Genomic DNA, 17,244 nt, shown 5'->3' on the forward strand with positions numbered 1-17,244 from the left:
CCCAAGACCATGCTGCGACGCCTTTACCACGATCAGCCCGAAAGCTTTGAATTCACGCCGGACAATCTGGCCTGGGCCAAGGGGCAGATGACGAAGTTCCCGGAGGGGCGTCAGGCCTCTGCCGTGATCCCGCTGCTGTGGCGCGCGCAGGAACAGCATGGCTGGCTGACCCGGCCGGCGATCGAGCATGTCGCCCGGATGCTGGACATGGAATACATCCGCGTGCTGGAGGTGGCGACCTTCTACTTCATGTTCCAGCTGCAACCGGTTGGCAGCGTTGCACATATTCAGGTCTGCGGCACCCTGTCCTGCATGATCTGTGGGGCAGAGGACCTGATCGGCGTCTGCAAGGACAAGATCGCGCCGAAGGCGCATCAGCTGTCCGCCGACGGCAAGTTTTCCTGGGAGGAGGTCGAATGCCTCGGGTCATGCGCGAACGCGCCGATGGCGCAGATCGGCAAGGATTACTACGAGGATCTGACCGCCGCGCGGCTGGGCGAGATCATCGACGAGATGGCGGCGGGGCAGGTTCCCGTGCCGGGCCCGCAGAACGGTCGCTATGCGGCAGAGCCGCTGTCCGGACTGACCAGCCTGAAGGACCACGAGAGCGGCAAGCGGCAATACAATGCCAGCGCGCAGCTTGCGGTCGATATCGGCGACACCATCAAGCGGATCGATGGGACAGAGGTCCCGTTGCTGACGCCGTGGAACGCGGCCAAGCAGGCCGACCCCGATCCGAAGGCCGCGGCGCGCGACGATCAGATGGCGCCCGAAGGCCCGGACGGTCGGCAGGGCGGTCGCGTGGCAGGCGACGAAGCGGCCCCGCGCGATCAGGGCGACGCCTCTGACGGGGTGGCCGAGGTCGAGGGCGAGGCCAACGGTGAAACCCGTGCCGGCCGCCCTGACGAAGGCAGCGTGGCGCCGGAGCCGGAGACCGACGTGAAGGCCGAGAGCGGCACTAGGACACCGGGTCTGCAGACGGGTGAGGCGCCCGCGACCGCGGACCATGCGCCGGAGCGGCTGGATGCGGCGCGCGACGGTCAGGCGGACAATCTGAAGCGGATCAACGGCATCGGGCCGAAGATCGAGGCCGCCCTGAACGATCTGGGCATCTATCACTTCAGCCAGATTGCCGCGTGGTCCGACGCCGACGCCGCATGGGTCGAAGGCCAGCTGAAGTCCAGAGGCCGGGTTGCCCGCGAAGACTGGATCGGTCAGGCCAAGACGCTGGCCTGAGGCCGACAAGACCTTGCAGGCACACTGACGACCCGCGACCGTGCGGTCGCGGGATTGATCAGGTTTCTTCCTCCTCGTCCGGGTCGATCAGGGTGATCGTGCCGTCGTCCGCCAGCGCGCGGATGGCAGAGCTGACGGCGTTCATCGCAGCCTCGCCGTCCACGGGCTTGACGGTGCCGCGGTCGGCAGCCTGTTCCTTCAACGCGGCGGCCATGCGTTGCGAAATGCAGTCCATGATGTAGGTCGCCGCCGCCTCACGCTCCCCCCCCGCGACGAGGGCGTAGCCGATCGCGGTCGCGAGGTCCGCGGGATCGATGGCGCGCAGGCAGTTCGGGATGTGAATCGGACGCACGCGGGCGGGGATGTTTTCGAAGGTGAAGATCGCCTTGCGCACATTTTTGGCGAAGTCCGCGTCGGTTTCGTCCAGCCCGACGAGGACATCGTCGCGGGTCGGGGCCAGGCTGGAATTGAGGATCGCGCCGACACGTTCGACCGGAGCCTTGTCGAAGGCGGTCAGACGGGTGCGGCAGTAGTCGCTGACCAGCGCCTGACCGATGCGCAGCACGGCATCCGGGCCGATGTCGGAGGTCTGGCGCACGGCAAAGGTGATGCGCCGGGCGCGGGGGCCGGGGATCTTGCCCAGCACCTCTGCCGCGCGGGTGACGGGCAGTTTCGACAGCAGCACGGCGCCGATCTGGATGCTTTCGGTGGACAGGATGCGCACGACGTCGTCGGTGGTCAGGTTCTGCAGCCGCGGCCAGGGGTCGCGGCCGTGGCGATTGTCGAGCTGGTCGCGCAGCTTGTCCGCCAGATGCGGCGAGATCTGACCGGCCAGTGCTTCGAGCGCCGCATCGACGTTGCCGGGGGCGCAGAGGCCGACGGCATCCAGCAGGTCGGCGAATTCCGTGGCGACGGCATTCACCGTATCGCGGTCGACGAGGCGGATCGCGCCCAGTTCGCGGGCCAGATCCTCTTGCACATGGTCAGGCATGGTGGACAGGGCAAGCTTGTTCCCGTCGTTGATCAGCAGTTGCACGATCAGGGCTGCCTTGCGCTTGCGCGACAGGGGCAGGGTCGGGGGCGCCGCGTCGGGCAGGGGATCGAAAGCGTTGAACATGCAGCCGACCCTAGCCCGCGTTGGTCAAGGAACGGTGAACGGCGGTCAGCCCTTGGCGTAGTTGACCGACATTTTCCGCAACTCCTCGACACTCGTCGGGGACAGGTCCGACACGTTGCGGGTCGCTTCGTGCAGATCGGTCAGGACGTCTAGGAGGGCCGCCATTTCCTCTTGGGTGAATTCGCGGTCGGCGCGCGAAAAGCTGCCGAAGCTGCGGCTGTCGTGGGATTCGACTGCGCAGACCATGCCGAAGTTCAGACCGTGTTCGGCGGCGCGGACCATCACGCGTGCCGGATCGTCCGTCAGGTCGGACCAGCGGCATGCGCCTTCGTGGGTAAAGCCCCAGGCGACGGTCGGGTCCGACATCACCAGCGCGTGCAGGGAATAATACGATGTCCACGCCTTGGGATAGGCCTGCAGCAGGAATGTCGGAGAGGCGTAACGGATGTGAAATGCCAGGGCGTATCCGGCGGGTGCCACGGCTGCTGCATCCTGCAGGCGAGTCATCGATGGCATGGAATCTGGCATTACAAGGGCCTTGTCATTAACAGTCAAACACGTCGATTATTGGATATTAATTGGTATTCACTGGTGAATAACCTTCTTACTGTCCTTAAGTATAAACATGCAGTGGTAACGACAGGATTCAACCCCCGGTATGACGCGACGAATGACACCGCAGGACCTGGAGACGGTTTCGCCTGCGGGCCACTACATCGCCCTGCGTATCGGTTTTGCGTTTCCGATGAAGGAAATCAATGCGCTGCCGACCCCTTGGGTGGAGCACTATACCCGCAACAGCCTGATGCTGTTCGACCCCATCATGCGGTGGGCCCATACCAACACCGGCATGGCGGCGTGGTCGTCCCTGCGTGACGATGACCGCCGCGGCGTTCTGGGGATGGCGGCGGCCTTCGGCCTGCGATTCGGGCTGGTGGCGGCGGTGTTCGACGGCAACGCCGATGGTCAGCGGTCCTTTGCCAGTTTCTGCCGGGCGGACCGGGAGTTCACGGCGCTGGAGTCGCAGCTGCTGCTGGCCTACCTGACACGCTGCCACGACGAGATGCTGCCGCCCAAGACCCTGACCGGGGCGGAGCTGGAGGCCTTGGCCATGGTCAACGACGGCAAGCGGCTGAAGCAGATCGCCTTTGATCTGGGCGTCACCGAAGGCGCGGTGAAGCAGCGGCTGAAGAACGCCAAGACCAAGCTGCGGGCCAAGACCAGCACCGAGGCCGCGGCGCTGGCACGGCAGTTTCAACTGATCTGAGAATCGCAAAGGACGGCAAATCTGTCCGATGTCGCGGCTTTGGCTGCGGCACAGCGACCCTGTTGCGCCATTGTCAATAGGAAATGAGACAATTTGTAGATGTTTTGATACATAGGGATTCTTCCAGTAGGAGAACCCAGAATGGAAAACATCACGTTCAACATGCGCGATTTGCACGTCCATGGTACTGCTTTCTATGACTTTTTACGGCTCCGGAAGCGATTCTTCGTGGACACGCTGGGGTGGCATATCCCCCATGACGACGATGTCGAGATGGACCAGTACGACAACCCGAAGGCGTGGTATTCCGTCGTCCTGCGCGACGGCGAGGTCATCGGCGGGGCCCGTGCCATGGCCACGACGGCGACATGGGGCAGTCACAGCTACATGCTGCGCGACGCGGTGCAGGGCAAGCTGATCGACATTCCCGCAGAGGTGCTGGCGCAGGACATCGTCAGCCCCGACATGTGGGAATGCACCCGGCTTGTCATCTCTGACGCGGTGGACACGCAGGCGGCCCGCAGCACCTGTCTGACCATGATCGTGCAGGGGCTGATCGACGTGGCGGCGGATCAGGGGGCGACCACCCTGATGTCCCTGTCGCCGCTGGCCCTGATGCGCGCGCTGCGTCAGCTGGGCTTCGGGGCAGAGCGAATCGGCGAACCCTATGTCAACGACAACGACGGTCGCCGCTATGCGGTCCTGTCGATGCCCACGACCCGGATCATGCCGCCGCTGCCGCGCGCGACCCATCGCGTGCAGCCGCAGCCCGTCCACGCGCCGTCTGTCTGACTTTGCCGGGGGCAGGAAGGCGGGCAGACTGCCCGCCTTTCACCCGTCAGCTTGTGGTTACGGGCACGCAGGTGCCTGTTTCCGCATCGGGGATCATGCCATCGGCGCAGGACATCGCCGTCGTCTTGGCATGGTTGCATCCCTGCGCCAGCGCGAGGCCGGGCAGCAGGGCCAGTGCCAGTGCCGCAAGAGAGGTCTTCATCATCGCAAACTCCTGTCATCAACCAAGGTGGCGTCATCATAGCATGACGCAGGGTCAATCACCGACAGGTTTTATCTGCGACAGGGTGTCCCGCGTCAGCCTTGCCCGAACACCCGCGCAAAGATCGTGTCCACATGCTTGGTGTGGTAGCCGATGTCGAACTTTTCCTCGATCTGCGCGGGCGTCAGGGCGGCTGTGACCTCGGGGTCGGCCAGCAGCTCTGTCTTGAAGTCGGCGCCCTGTTCCCAGACCTTCATCGCGTTGCGCTGCACGAGGCGGTAGCTGTCCTCTCGGCTGACGCCGGCCTGCGTCAGCGCCAGCAGGACGCGCTGCGACATCACGAGGCCGCGGAACTTGTTCATGTTGGCCAGCATGTTGTCGGGATAGATCACCAGCTTTTCGACCAGACCGGCAAGGCGGTTCAGGGCGAAGTCGAGGGTGATCGTGGTGTCGGGGCCGATCGCGCGTTCGACGGAGGAATGGCTGATGTCGCGCTCGTGCCAGAGGGTCACGTTTTCCAGCGCCGGCGTCACGGACATGCGGACGAGGCGGGCGAGGCCGGTCAGGTTTTCCGACAGCACCGGGTTGCGCTTGTGCGGCATGGCGGAGGAGCCCTTCTGGCCGGGGGAGAAGAACTCCTCTGCCTCCAGCACCTCTGTGCGCTGCATGTGGCGAATCTCTGTCGCGATGTTTTCCATCGAGGAGGCGATGACGCCCAGCGTGGCGAAGAACATGGCGTGGCGGTCGCGGGGGATGACCTGCGTGCTGATCGGTTCCGGCGTCAGGCCAAGCTGCTTGCAGACGTGCTCCTCGACCGCGGGGTCGATGTTGGCAAAGGTGCCGACGGCGCCGGAGATGGCGCCTGTGGCGATCTCTGCCCGGGCGTTGACCAGACGGGCGCGGCCGCGATCCATCTCGGCGTAGAAGCGGGCGAAGGTCAGGCCCATCGTCGTGGGTTCGGCGTGGATGCCGTGGCTGCGGCCGATGCGGACGGTGTCCTTGTGTTCCATCGCGCGGGATTTTAGCGCCGCCAGCACGCGGTCCATGTCGGCCAGCAGGATGTCGGCGGCGCGGACCAGCTGGACGTTCAGCGTGGTGTCCAGCACATCCGAGGAGGTCATGCCCTGATGGACGAAACGCGCCTGATCGGACCCGATGTGTTCGGCCAGATGGGTGAGGAAGGCGATGACGTCATGCTTGGTCACGGCCTCGATCTCGTCGATGCGTGCCACGTCGAACTGCACGTCCTTTGCCTTCCAGACCGCCTGCGCGTTTTCCTTCGGGATCACGCCGAGGTCGGCCATGGCGTCGCAGGCGTGGGCCTCGATTTCGAACCAGATGCGGTATTTCGTGGCGGGGTCCCAGACGGCGGTCATTTCGGGGCGGGCATAGCGCGGGATCATGGGCGGGCCTTTCGGGTTGGCGGCGGCGTTGGCTGCGTCATACTGGCAAGGCGCGGGAATGGAAAGTTTCGATCCCCCGCAAGGTCGCTTGACTCTCGTCGGCGGAATAAGGCCAAAATGTGGCATGATACCGCGTAGCTTTTCCCAGTTGGACGTTCTGAGCCGGTTTGCCGTGGGCGCCCCGCCAGAGGAGATCTGGGCGCAGGCCACCCGCACCTTTGCCGATCTGGGCAGCCCGACGATGACGCTTGGCACCGCGCCCGTCGGTCGGCCCCACGCGCCGACGATCAGAAGCACGGCGTCCGACCGGCTGCTGGACGACTATGTCGCCGCCGGGCTGCACGCGGTCGATCCCTGGATGGAGATCTGCGCCGCGACCTGCGACGTCGGCATCATGGACTTCACCCAAGGCACGCCGGCGCGGGACGGTGACGCAGGAACCGCGCAGGTGCGCGACCTGTTCCGGGATCACGGCTATGCGCAGACCATGCTGGTGCCCTGCGCCGGATCGGTGCAGACCGCGGGCGTCGTCCTGTATGCCGAGACGCGGGATGCCGCAGCGTCTTTGCGCCGGCCCGAGACCCTGCGGCTGCTGCAATTGGCGGCGACGGCCTTTGCGCTGAGCTACCGGCCCGGGCCGGGGGCGGAGGATGACGTGGAGATGCGCGTCATCCGCCCTGCGGCACCGCTGACCGCGCGTGAGATCGAGGTGCTGCAATGGCTGGCCGCCGGGCTGAAGACCGGGCAGATCGCGCACCGGATGGCGCTGCAGGACGTGACGGTGACGAAGCATCTGGCGAACGCCAGACGCAAGCTGGGCGCCCGCACGCGGGAACAGGCGCTGGTCATGGCGGTGATGGCCGGACTGCTTTCCCTGTAACCCGCGGGCGACAGTAGGAATCTTGATACCTTTCGCCCGCACGGGGGGATGTCCCATCATGCCGCCATTCAAAAGCGCGTTCCGCGCTTCAATTTGAAAGAAGCCATTTCGAGACGAAGGGAGGGGAGCCGCTTGACGGCTCCCCTTCTGCGTTCGGCGGGGCGGGCCATGGTGCCGGGCAGCAAAAAGGGCACCCCGCAGGGTGCCCCTTGATCGATCGCCGTGGCTGCGGTCAGCAGCTGTAATACATCTTGTACTCGATCGGGTGCGGCGTGTGCTCGTAGGCGTAGACCTCTTCCCACTTCAGCGCCATGTAGCCTTCGAGCTGGGAGCGGGTGAAGACGTCGCCGGCCAGCAGGAACTCGTGGTCCTTTTCCAGCTCGTCGAGGGCTTCGCGCAGGCTGCCACAGACGGTCGGGATCGCGGCCAGTTCTTCCGGCGGCAGGTCGTAGAGGTCCTTGTCCGACGCGGGGCCCGGGTCGATCTTGTTCTTGATGCCGTCAAGGCCGGCCATCAGCAGGGCCGAGAAGGCGAGGTAGGGGTTCGCCGCCGGATCGGGGAAGCGGGCCTCGACACGCTTGGCCTTGGGCGATTCGGACCACGGGATCCGGACGCAGCCCGAGCGGTTGCGGGCGGAATAGGCGCGCAGCACGGGGGCCTCGAAGCCGGGGATCAGGCGCTTGTAGCTGTTCGTGGTCGGGTTGGTGATCGCGTTCAGCGCCTTGGCGTGCTTGAGGATGCCGCCGATGAAGTAGAGCGCTTCCTGAGACAGGTCGGCATACTTGTCGCCCGCGAAGAGCGGCTTGCCGTCCTTCCAGATCGACATGTTGACGTGCATGCCGGTGCCGTTGTCGCCGGACATCGGCTTCGGCATGAAGGTCGCCGACTTGCCGTAGGCCTGCGCCACGTTGTGGATGACGTACTTGTACTTCTGGATCTCGTCGGCCTGCTTGGTCAGCGTGCCGAAGATCAGGCCCAGTTCGTGCTGGCAGGACGCCACCTCGTGGTGGTGCTTGTCGACCTTCATGCCCATGCGCTTCATGGTGGACAGCATCTCGCCCCGCATGTCCTGCGCGTCGTCGATCGGGTTGACCGGGAAGTAGCCGCCCTTGATGCCCGGACGGTGGCCGGTGTTGCCGACGCCGGTTTCGGACCGGTAGTCGGTGTCCGTGTTCCACGCGCCGTCGATCGCGTCGACCTGGAAGCTGACCTTGTTCATCGCGACGGAGTAGCGCACGTCGTCGAAGATGAAGAATTCGGCTTCGGGCCCACAGAAGAAGCTGTCGCCGATGCCGGAGGACTTCAGGTAGGCCTCTGCCTTTTCGGCGGTGCCGCGCGGGTCGCGGTCGTAGGGTTCCATCGTGTCGGGTTCGACCACGGTGCAGTGGATGCAGATCGTCTTTTCCGCGTAGAAGGGATCGACGTAGCCGCTGGTGGTGTCGGGCATCAGCTTCATGTCGGACTGGTCGATCGACTTCCAGCCGGCGATGGAGGAGCCGTCGAACATGAAGCCTTCCTCGAGGAAGTCCTCGTCGACGAGGTCGGCGACGATGGTGACGTGCTGCAGCTTGCCCTTGGGATCGGTGAAGCGGATGTCGACGTAGTCGGCCTCTTCATCCTTGATCATCTTCAGGAAGTCTTTGGTGCTCATGTGATGCGAGTCCTTTTCGGTCTTGATCGTGTGGATGATGTGCGGGCGTTACAGCGCGTCGTCGCCGGTCTCGCCGGTGCGGATGCGGATCGCCTGTTCGACGGACGAGACGAAGATCTTGCCGTCACCGATCTTGTCGGTCTTGGCGGCGGCGACGATGGCCGCGATGGCGGCGTCGACATGGTCGTCGGGGATGACGATCTCGAGCTTCACCTTGGGGAGGAAGTCGACGACGTATTCCGCGCCGCGGTAGAGTTCCGTGTGACCCTTCTGCCGGCCGAAGCCCTTGACCTCGACGACCGAGAGGCCCTGGATGCCGACGTCCTGCAGCGCTTCCTTCACCTCGTCCAGCTTGAACGGCTTGATGATCGCTTCGATCTTCTTCACGCGGGGCCCCCCTTGGTTGCGGTCTTGTCGCGGTCAGACCATCTTCGACAGACAGGAACAATTCAAGCCGTGAAAGGTGCAAGCGTGGACCGGTGGAAATTGGGCGTCGCGCCGTCTTATTGTGCCGGTTGCGTGAATATTGTGCGGTTTGAGAACACGGGGTGCTGAAACGATGACCGAATTGCTGACCGCTGCCCAAATGCGCGCCATCGAGGGGGCTGCCATCGAGTCCGGTGCGGTGACGGGACTGGAGTTGATGGAGCGGGCCGGGCGGGGGGTGGTGGAAGCGATCCTTGCGCAGTGGCCGGAGCTTGCGCCATCGCGGGGGCCAGCCCCCGCACCCCCGAGGTATTTGCAACGAGAAGAAGGGGACCGGTGGCGCGCCGTTGTGCTGTGCGGGCCCGGCAACAATGGCGGCGACGGTTTCGTCGTGGCACGGCTGCTGCGGCAGGCCGGGTGGGCGGTGGAGGTGTTCCTTTACGGCGATGCGGCGCGGCTGCCCCCGGACGCGGCGGAGAATCACGCGCGCTGGGTTGCGAGGGGTGAGGTGAGGACGCTGACGGCGGAGACCCTGGGGGGGATGGCGGGCGATCTGGTGGTCGACGCGCTGTTCGGCACGGGGCTGCGGCGCGCCGTCGACCTGCTGCTGGACGGGGCCGGGGCCGGGATGCGGCGGGTGGCGGTCGATCTGCCTTCGGGGCTGTGTTCCGACAGCGGGCGCGCCCTTGGCCCGGTCATGGCGGCGGACCTGACGGTGACCTTTCATGCGCGAAAGCGCGGTCACGTGCTGGCGGACGGGCCGCGGGCCTGCGGACGGGTCGTCTGCGTCGATATCGGGCTGCCTGTGCCGGAAATGGGGCCGGACCGGGTCCGGTGCGTGGGCGCGCCGGGGGGGCTGGGCAAGGCGGGCGGCCACAAGTACGACTTTGGCCACGGGCTGGTGCTGTCGGGCGGTGTCGGGCGCGGCGGGGCCGCGCGGATGGCGGCGCGGGGGGCGCTGCGGATCGGGGCGGGGGCGGTGACGCTGGGCTGTCCGCCGGCCGCGCTGATCGAGAACGCGGCGCAGATGGATGCGGTGATGTTGCGGCGCGTCAAGGACGCGGAGGCCTTGGCCGGGGTACTGGAGGACGGGCGGATCAATGCGCTGTGCCTTGGACCCGGACTGGGGACCGATGCGCGGGAGGCGGCGCTGGTGGCGACGGCCCTGAAGGCCGGGCACAGGGTGGTTCTGGATGCGGATGCGTTGACGCTGCTGTCGCGGGATGCGGGCCTGTTCGGGCAGCTGCACCGCGATTGCGTGCTGACGCCCCACGCGGGCGAATTCGCGCGGCTGTTTCCCGACATCGCCGCGACGCTGGACGCGCCGGCGACGGCGGGGCCCGCGTATTCCAAGGTCGATGCCACGCGGGAGGCGGCGCGGCGGGCGGGCTGCGTGGTGCTGTTCAAGGGGCCGGATACGGTGATCGCCGACCCGGACGGCTGGTGCAGCGTCAATGCGGCGGTCGACGGCCGCAGCGCGCCGTGGCTGGCCACGGCGGGCGCCGGCGACGTGCTGGCGGGGTTCATCACCGGGCTCCTGGCGCGGGGGTCCGGTCCCCGGCAGGCGGCGGAGACGGGGGCGTGGCTGCATGTGGAATGCGCGCGCGCCTTCGGGCCGGGGCTGATCGCCGAGGATCTGCCGGAGATGCTGCCGGGTGTTTTGAGGGCGCTGGGTGCCTGACGAGGGCCGGAGGGCGCGCGGGGGTCAGACGGCGGCGGAGGCCATCTCGATCCCGTCGGCATAGATGATGTGCTGGGCGTCGAAGGTCAGGGTGTAGACCTGCATGTCCTGCAGGGCCTGCACCGCGAGGAATTCGCCGTCGACGAGGCGCGAGGCGGCGACGGTGGCGGCGGGGGCGCCGAAGAGCGCCTGTGCCCGCCAGTCGCGGATGTGGATCTGGGCGCCGGGCGGCACGATCATGTCGCGATCCGGGCGGGTGTGGCCGAGGGAGCCCGCCTTGATCCGGATGGGCGCGGTCCGCACGGTCCGCACGCTGACGGCGCGCAGGACCGCCATGCCGGTATCGCGGGTGATGACGCGGGCGCCGGGGGCCAGACGCTCGACCGAGACCTCTCCGTTCAGGGTCATGATGGTCGTGCCGGCGCAGACGCCGGATACCGCCGCGGCCGTGATCGTGTCGCGCGTTCTTGTCCCGGTCGTCATGGCGTCTTCCCGCTCTTGCTGTTGTCAAGTTTCAGGTCTGGATCGGAACTAAGGCGAAAACGTGGCGGGCTGCCGCCTTTTTTGGGACTGCGATTTTCCCTCGCATCCGTCTGTGACCTTTGATAGACACCGCGCAAAGCCGGGGGTGGGTCAATCCGCCCCCGTTTCACATGCGGGTGTGGCGGAATGGTAGACGCACCAGATTTAGGTTCTGGCGCCGCAAGGCGTGGGGGTTCGAGTCCCTTCACCCGCACCAAGGTTGAGTAGAAAGAAGGAAAGCCCATGCAGGTCAAAGAGACCCTGAACGACGGCCTCAAGCGCGGATACACCATCACGGTGACGGCGGCGGAACTTGACGACAAGGTTGTCGGCAAGCTGAAGGAAGCGCAGCCCGACGTCGAGATGAAGGGCTTTCGCAAGGGCAAGGTCCCGATGGCCATGATGCGCAAGCAGTTCGGCCCGCGCCTGATGGGCGACGCGATGCAGGAGGCCATCGACGGCGCGATGAACGAGCATCTGACGACATCCGGCGACCGCCCGGCGGCGCAGCCCGAGATGAAGATGTCGAACCCCGACTGGAAAGAGGGCGAGGACGTCGTCGTCGACGTGACCTACGAAAAGCTGCCCGACGTGCCGGAGACCGACCTGAGCAAGGTGAAGCTGGAGCGTCTGGTCGTGAAGGCCGACGATGCGGCCGTCGAAGAAGCGCTGAAGAACCTGTCGGAAAGCCCGCAGGCCGTGTCCTACGACGCCAAGAAGGGTGCCGCAAAGGATGGCGATCAGGTGCTGATCGACTTCGTCGGCAAGATCGACGGCGAGCCCTTCGACGGCGGTGCCGGCGAGGACTATCCGCTGGTGCTGGGGTCCAACAGCTTCATCCCCGGGTTCGAGGATCAGCTGCTGAAAGCCAAGGCCGGCGAGGAGAAGGCCGTGACGGTCAGCTTCCCCGAGGACTATCAGGCGCCGCATCTGGCCGGCAAGGAAGCCGTGTTCGACGTGACGGTGAAGGAAGTGCGTGCGTCGAAGGCGCCCGAGATCGATGACGAGCTGGCCAAGAAGTTCGGCGCCGAGGATCTGGAGGCCCTGAAGGGTCAGATCCGCGAGCGGCTGGAGGCCGAGTACAGCGGTGCGTCCCGCGCGATCGCCAAGCGCAAGCTGCTGGACGAGCTGGACACGCTGGTCGACTTCGACCTGCCCGCGTCGCTGGTCGAGGCGGAGGCCAACCAGATCGCGCACCAGCTGTGGCACGAGGAGAACCCCGACCATCAGGGCCACGACCACCCCGAGATCAACCCCACGGACGAGCACAAGTCGCTGGCCAAGCGCCGGGTGAAGCTGGGCCTGCTGCTGGCCGACATCGGCCAGAAGGCCGAGGTGAAGGTCACGGATCAGGAAATGACACAGGCCGTGATGAACCAGGCGCGGCAGTATCCGGGGCAGGAACGCCAGTTCTTTGAATTCGTGCAGCAGAACGCGCAGTTCCGCCAGCAGCTGCAGGCGCCGCTGTTCGAGGACAAGGTCGTCGACCACATCTTCGACAAGGCGACCGTGACCGAGAAGGAGGTCAGCAAGGAAGACTTGCAGGCCGCCGTGGAAGCGCTGGAAAACGAAGACTGATCGTCGGTCCCGACGACGGGGCAAAGTTGAAACGGCACCCCGGATCGGGGTGCCGTTTTGCGTTGTGCCCTTGCGGTTCGCGGGCCGCGGCGCGATAGTCGACGCCAGCGCGGATGCGTTCTTTCGAACTTTTGAAGCGGGAAATTGCCATGTCTGCGTGGTGTCGTCGGATTCTGACCCTTTGCCTTGCCGCGCTTGCCGTGGGGGCGGGTGACGCCGCACTGGCCTGTCCAAATCCGGATCTGGGCGGGGGCAGCATCCTGTCCAGCAACGGGGCGTCCCTGCGTCTGGGGCAAAGCCGCAGGGTCTTTGCCGGCGGTGCGGGATCGCTGGACGGGTGCACCTATCTGGGCCTGCCGGAGGTTCCCGTCGCGCGGTTCAACGATGCCCCGGCCCTTGTGGCGGAGCTGGGCGGCATGCTGGGACTGGGGATGGAGATCGGGGTGTTCAGCAGTTGCGCCACGGCGCTGCTGGTGCAGACCGAGGATGAAAGCTGGTATTTCAATGATGACGGGCAGGGTCCGGGGCGGCCGCGGATGCTGCTGTCGCGGCCCGGCAACGGCACATTGTCGGTCTGGATCGGGACCGAGGACGGTCAGCCGTGCCGGGCGCGCGTGACGCTGACCACGCTGATGCGATAATGGGAGGGCGCCCCGAAGGGCGCCCCGTGTGGATGGCTAGAGGATCATGCGGTAGACGGCGAAGCCTTCGGGGGATTCGCCGGCGGGTTCGAGGGTGACGCTCTCGATGGTCTCGGCGTATTGCGCGGCATTCGGCCCCGTCTCGAACAGGGCGGTGGTGCCGGGCATCGGCGCGAAGGACCAGTTGGCGTCGGCGTTGGGGCTGATCGTGCCTTCCTCGACGATGTAACGCACGAGGACGTCGCGGTTGGTGTCCGGCCCCTCGAAGACGATCGTGCTGCCGTCGGCGCCCGGGAAGGTGCCGCCGCCGCCGGCGCGGTAGTTGTTGGTGGCGACGATGAACTCTGCCGCCGGGTCAATGGGTTGCCCGTCGAACTTCAGGTCGGTGATGCGATTGGCATCCGCCGCCGCGACGTTGCCGTCTCCGTCGTATTTCGACGGCTGCGACAGGTCGATCCGGTAGGTCACTCCGTCGATCACGTCGAAGTTGTAGCTGGGAAAGTCGGGGTTCAGCAGGGGCGCGTCCTGCGCGCCCGCCTCGATCTGGTTGAACATGCCGGCGGAGCGTTCCAGCCAGTCCTTGACCTGCGCACCGGTGATCTTCACCGCGCGGACGGTATTGGGATAGAGGTAGAGGTCGGCCACGTTCTTGATCGCCACGTCGCCCTTGGGCACATCGGTGTAGTAGTCCGGGCCGCCACGGCCGCCGGCCTTGAAGGGGGCGGCGGCGGAGAGGACGGGAAGTCCTTCGTTTTCAGTGCCCTGCATCATCTGCTTGATGTACCACGTCTGGGCGTTCGACACGATCTGGACCGAAGGATCATCGGCCACCAGCGCGAAGTAGCTGTAGAGCGGCGCATCGGTCTGGCCCACGGCGCGGCGGACGTAGTCGAGCGTGGCCTCATGCTCTTTCTGCGCGGCGTCGAGCACCTTCTGGTCGCTTTCGACCAGCGGGGTGACGCTGCGATCCTCGTTGCGCTGCGAGATCGGCCGCGCTTCTGACGTGTGGCTGATGACGCGCCAGCCGTTGCCGTCGCGTTCCAGCAGCAGGTCGATCAGGCCCATGTGGCTGCCCCAGAAGCCGCCCATGACGGCGGGCTTGCCCGAGATGGTGCCGTTGGCGACATCGACACCCGGAAAGCCGTCGTAGTCCGGCGACGGAAAGACGAGGTGGCTGTGGCCGGTCATCACCGCGTCGATCCCCTCGACCCCGGCGAGGGGGACGGAGGCGTTTTCCATCATGTCCTCCGCCTCTGCCGCGCCGATGCCGGAGTGGCTGAGGGCGACGATGATCTGCGCGCCTTCTTCCTTCATCTGCGGAACGTAGGCCTGCGCCGTCGCCACGATGTCGCGGGTCTGCACCTTGCCTTCGAGGTGCTGGCGGTCCCAATTCATGATCTGCGGCGGCACGAAGCCGATGATGCCGATCTTGATGGGATGCTTTTCCCCCGCACCGTCAGTGAGTTCGCGGTCGAGGATGATGTAGGGCGGGATCAGCGTCTCGTCCTCTGTCGGGGTGGCGCCCATGGTCTTGACGACGTTGGCGCTGACCACCGGGTAGTTGGCCCCGGCAAGGGATTTGGCAAGGAAGTCGAGGCCGTAGTTGAACTCGTGGTTGCCCAGCGTCGAGGCGTCGAAGCCCAGCGTGTTCATCGCGGCGATGACCGGGTGCATGTCGCCGTCCTTCATCCCCCGTTCGTAGGCGATGTAGTCGCCCATCGGGTTGCCCTGCAGGAAATCGCCGTTGTCGAGCAGCAGCGCGTTCGTCGATTCGGCGCGGGTATTCTCGATGATCGTCGCGGTGCGGGCGAGGCCGACGGTGTCGACGGGCTTGTCGGCGTAATAGTCGTAGGGAAAGACGTGGACGTGCAGGTCGGTCGTTTCCATCAGGCGCAGGTGGACCTGGTTTGCCTGGGCGCGCGCCGAGAACGGGTGCAGCGCGATGAAACCGGCGGTGGAGGCCAGGAACGAACGGCGGGACAGGGTGAAGGCCATGCGGGCATCTCTTGTTCTGGAAGTGATGCCGGCAGTCTGCGGGGGATTCGCGACGGTGTCACGACAGTCCGGCCAAATCGCGCCGGAATTGGCCGAAAAACCGAACCTGTGTCGGGAAACCGGGCGGCGGGGTCAGTGGCGGGTGCCGCTGTGAACCGTGTGGGTCTGGCCGGGCAGGTCGGCGCCCTGGCCCTGCGTTGCGCGGGCAAAGCGCAGCAGAAAGGGCGACAGGTCCTGTGCGAGCGCGATGGCGGGCCAGGCTGCCTGTCCGGTGATGAGGATGGCGGAGAAGAGCATCGCTTCCTCTCGGTCGCCGGTGGTGGCCGCGGCGAGCATGTTGGCGAAGGCACATTCATCGCCGCCGAAGCACTGGCAGGGGACGCCGTGGCGCATCAGGGGACGGCGGGCGCAGGACAGCGTGAGGCGCATCAGGTCGTCGAAGAGGCCGCTGGCTGTGGCCGCGTCGTCCTGTCCCAGTGCCAGCGCCAGATCGCCCGCCATGCGCTGGCGGTTGGCGCCGCCGTCGCACCACATCCGCAGGAACATGATCGCGATCGCCTCGAGCCTTGGAAGTTCGTCCATCTGGCCGACGGGGGCGGCGCCGCGGGACACGGGGACGGAAAGGTTGGGGTGTGCGGTCATCGGTCGATCCTTCGGCGCTGTTACCTTGGATAAACCTTACCGTTTTTGTCGGGTTCGTCAATCCGCTTCCTGCGGATGCTGCCCGGCCGTTGCGGACGACCGGGCGGGAGGGGGTCACGACCCCCGGTAGTCGTCACCGCCGAAGTCGCGGGGGATGGCGGTGCGCGCGTCCCTTTGCGGCAGGCGACGGCTGCGGTTCGCACGGGCGCCGGCCAGCCCGGCGGCGACACCGGCGGCCAGCGCCAGAAGCGGCAGGCCGAAGAACACGCCCTTGCGCGCACGGTCGGCGTCCACGATCACGCCGCTGTCGGAGGCGCGGTCGCCGTAGGACCCCGCGGGACTGGTCGGGTAGTCGACGGGCTCGTAAAGGTTGCCCTGCTGCACGCCGGGGGCGGGGCGGTCCGACTTCTGCCCGGTGATGCCATCGCGGGACATGCGGTTGTCGAGGTAGTTCGGCACGAGGAACTGGCCGAAGACCAGCTTCAGCACCGAATTGCCGACGAAGAGTTCGCGGGCGTTCGTGTCGATGGCGCGCAACACGGCGTCGGCGGCGACCCGTGCTGTATAGACCGGCGGCGCCGGTTGCGGCTGCTGGGCCAGACGGCTGCGGGCCCAGTCGAATTGCGGCGTGTTCATCGCGGGGAGCTGGACGAGGGAGAGGTGGATCGGCGAATCCTCTGCGATCAGTTCCGAGCGGACCGAGGCGGTGAAGCCGTTGATTGCATGCTTGGCGGCGCAATAGGCGGATTGCAGCGGGACCGCGCGGTAGGACAGGCCGGAGCCGATGTTGACGATGTTGCCGCGGATCATGTGGCGCAGGGCGGCGCGGGTGCCGTTGACCTGACCCATCAGGGTGGTGCGGATGACCCGCTCGAAATCCTCGGCCGGGGTGTCCTTGAAGGCGGAAAAGCTGGTGGCCATGGCGCAGTTGACCCAGACGGTCGGGGTGCCGAGGCGGCCGACGAGATGGTCGGCGGCGGCATCGAGCTGGCCCGCGTCGCCGGCATCGGCGCCGTAGGTCGCGACGCCCATCTGTTCCAGTTCATCGAGGCGCATGCGGCCGCGTGCGACGACGCCGACGGCATAGCCACGGTCCAGCAGGGCATCGACGGTGGCGCGGCCGACGCCGGCGCTGCCGCCGATGATGATGGCGACCTTGTTATCGTATGAGGGCATGGTGAAACTCCTTTGGCAGACAATGCCGCAGGGGT

At 66.2% G+C, this 17,244-nt stretch carries 17 protein-coding genes and 1 tRNA gene; 8 read left to right on the forward strand and 10 right to left on the reverse strand.

The window, feature by feature from the left end; translation table 11 throughout:
• Positions 1–9 precede the first annotated feature (9 nt).
• Complete coding sequence (locus tag BUA54_RS02485; RefSeq protein WP_072855605.1) at positions 10–1,236, forward strand: NADH-quinone oxidoreductase subunit E; 1,227 nt, start codon at positions 10–12, stop codon at positions 1,234–1,236.
• A gap of 58 nt (positions 1,237–1,294) precedes the next feature.
• Here BUA54_RS02485 and BUA54_RS02490 read toward each other — a convergent pair whose 3' ends face one another.
• Positions 1,295–2,353 (reverse strand): FliG C-terminal domain-containing protein, encoded by a 1,059-nt coding sequence (locus BUA54_RS02490; RefSeq protein WP_072855606.1) that lies wholly within the window; start codon positions 2,351–2,353, stop codon positions 1,295–1,297.
• Positions 2,354–2,398: 45 nt separating this feature from the next.
• The gene (locus tag BUA54_RS02495) at positions 2,399–2,881 is read right to left on the reverse strand and encodes an autoinducer binding domain-containing protein (protein WP_084114016.1); all 483 of its coding nucleotides are present in this window, start codon (positions 2,879–2,881) and stop codon (positions 2,399–2,401) included.
• 142 nt (positions 2,882–3,023) lie between these two features.
• Here BUA54_RS02495 and BUA54_RS02500 point away from each other — a divergent pair, with 142 nt between their 5' ends.
• Together BUA54_RS02500 and BUA54_RS02505 are read left to right on the forward strand one after the other, a co-directional pair.
• On the forward strand, positions 3,024–3,620 hold the full coding sequence (locus BUA54_RS02500; RefSeq protein ID WP_245810543.1) for a helix-turn-helix transcriptional regulator: 597 nt from the start codon (positions 3,024–3,026) through the stop codon (positions 3,618–3,620).
• A gap of 141 nt (positions 3,621–3,761) precedes the next feature.
• Entirely contained in the window at positions 3,762–4,412 is a 651-nt protein-coding gene (locus BUA54_RS02505; RefSeq protein WP_072855608.1) for an acyl-homoserine-lactone synthase, read from the forward strand.
• Positions 4,413–4,458: 46 nt separating this feature from the next.
• Here BUA54_RS02505 and BUA54_RS21145 read toward each other — a convergent pair whose 3' ends face one another.
• On the reverse strand, positions 4,459–4,617 hold the full coding sequence (locus tag BUA54_RS21145) for a hypothetical protein (RefSeq protein WP_178352697.1): 159 nt from the start codon (positions 4,615–4,617) through the stop codon (positions 4,459–4,461).
• Between the two features lie 92 nt (positions 4,618–4,709).
• Positions 4,710–6,017, reverse strand: a complete 1,308-nt coding sequence (purB, locus tag BUA54_RS02510) for an adenylosuccinate lyase (RefSeq protein WP_072855609.1) — start codon at positions 6,015–6,017, stop codon at positions 4,710–4,712.
• Between the two features lie 124 nt (positions 6,018–6,141).
• Between purB and BUA54_RS02515 the strand changes: the two genes are divergently transcribed.
• Entirely contained in the window at positions 6,142–6,897 is a 756-nt protein-coding gene (locus BUA54_RS02515; RefSeq protein WP_178352698.1) for a helix-turn-helix transcriptional regulator, read from the forward strand.
• A 232-nt stretch (positions 6,898–7,129) separates the two neighbouring features.
• On the opposite strand, the gene glnA is transcribed toward BUA54_RS02515, so the two are convergent.
• Together glnA and BUA54_RS02525 are read right to left on the reverse strand one after the other, a co-directional pair.
• On the reverse strand, positions 7,130–8,548 hold the full coding sequence (glnA, locus tag BUA54_RS02520) for a type I glutamate--ammonia ligase (protein ID WP_072855611.1): 1,419 nt from the start codon (positions 8,546–8,548) through the stop codon (positions 7,130–7,132).
• 48 nt (positions 8,549–8,596) lie between these two features.
• Complete coding sequence (locus tag BUA54_RS02525) at positions 8,597–8,935, reverse strand: P-II family nitrogen regulator (protein WP_072855612.1); 339 nt, start codon at positions 8,933–8,935, stop codon at positions 8,597–8,599.
• A 172-nt stretch (positions 8,936–9,107) separates the two neighbouring features.
• On the opposite strand from BUA54_RS02525, the gene BUA54_RS02530 reads away from it, so the two are divergent.
• The gene (locus BUA54_RS02530) at positions 9,108–10,655 is read left to right on the forward strand and encodes a bifunctional ADP-dependent NAD(P)H-hydrate dehydratase/NAD(P)H-hydrate epimerase (RefSeq protein ID WP_072855613.1); all 1,548 of its coding nucleotides are present in this window, start codon (positions 9,108–9,110) and stop codon (positions 10,653–10,655) included.
• Positions 10,656–10,679: 24 nt separating this feature from the next.
• On the opposite strand, the gene BUA54_RS02535 is transcribed toward BUA54_RS02530, so the two are convergent.
• Positions 10,680–11,138, reverse strand: coding sequence for a Hint domain-containing protein (locus BUA54_RS02535; protein WP_072855614.1), 459 nt, complete (start codon positions 11,136–11,138; stop codon positions 10,680–10,682).
• Positions 11,139–11,310: 172 nt separating this feature from the next.
• Between BUA54_RS02535 and BUA54_RS02540 the strand changes: the two genes are divergently transcribed.
• The 3 genes from BUA54_RS02540 to BUA54_RS02550 all read left to right on the forward strand — a co-directional run bounded on the left by BUA54_RS02540 (position 11,311) and on the right by BUA54_RS02550 (position 13,396).
• Positions 11,311–11,394, forward strand: a tRNA-Leu gene (locus tag BUA54_RS02540).
• A gap of 26 nt (positions 11,395–11,420) precedes the next feature.
• Positions 11,421–12,755 carry a trigger factor gene (gene tig / locus BUA54_RS02545; RefSeq protein WP_072855615.1) on the forward strand — a complete coding sequence of 445 codons (1,335 nt, stop codon included), beginning with the start codon at positions 11,421–11,423 and terminating at the stop codon, positions 12,753–12,755.
• A gap of 149 nt (positions 12,756–12,904) precedes the next feature.
• Positions 12,905–13,396 (forward strand): hypothetical protein, encoded by a 492-nt coding sequence (locus BUA54_RS02550; RefSeq protein ID WP_072855616.1) that lies wholly within the window; start codon positions 12,905–12,907, stop codon positions 13,394–13,396.
• A gap of 36 nt (positions 13,397–13,432) precedes the next feature.
• Here BUA54_RS02550 and BUA54_RS02555 read toward each other — a convergent pair whose 3' ends face one another.
• From BUA54_RS02555 to BUA54_RS02565, 3 genes are all read right to left on the reverse strand, one after another.
• A complete protein-coding gene (locus tag BUA54_RS02555) occupies positions 13,433–15,391 on the reverse strand; it encodes a bifunctional 2',3'-cyclic-nucleotide 2'-phosphodiesterase/3'-nucleotidase (protein WP_072855617.1) in 1,959 nt (652 codons plus the stop codon).
• A 132-nt stretch (positions 15,392–15,523) separates the two neighbouring features.
• Positions 15,524–16,033: a hypothetical protein gene (locus BUA54_RS02560; protein WP_072855618.1), complete on the reverse strand. Its 510-nt coding sequence runs from the start codon at positions 16,031–16,033 to the stop codon at positions 15,524–15,526.
• A gap of 114 nt (positions 16,034–16,147) precedes the next feature.
• Positions 16,148–17,209 carry an SDR family oxidoreductase gene (locus tag BUA54_RS02565; RefSeq protein ID WP_072855619.1) on the reverse strand — a complete coding sequence of 354 codons (1,062 nt, stop codon included), beginning with the start codon at positions 17,207–17,209 and terminating at the stop codon, positions 16,148–16,150.
• Between the last annotated feature and the right edge of the window lie 35 nt (positions 17,210–17,244).

This window comes from Loktanella atrilutea, from assembly GCF_900128995.1.
Classification (GTDB): Bacteria; Pseudomonadota; Alphaproteobacteria; order Rhodobacterales; family Rhodobacteraceae; genus Loktanella; species Loktanella atrilutea.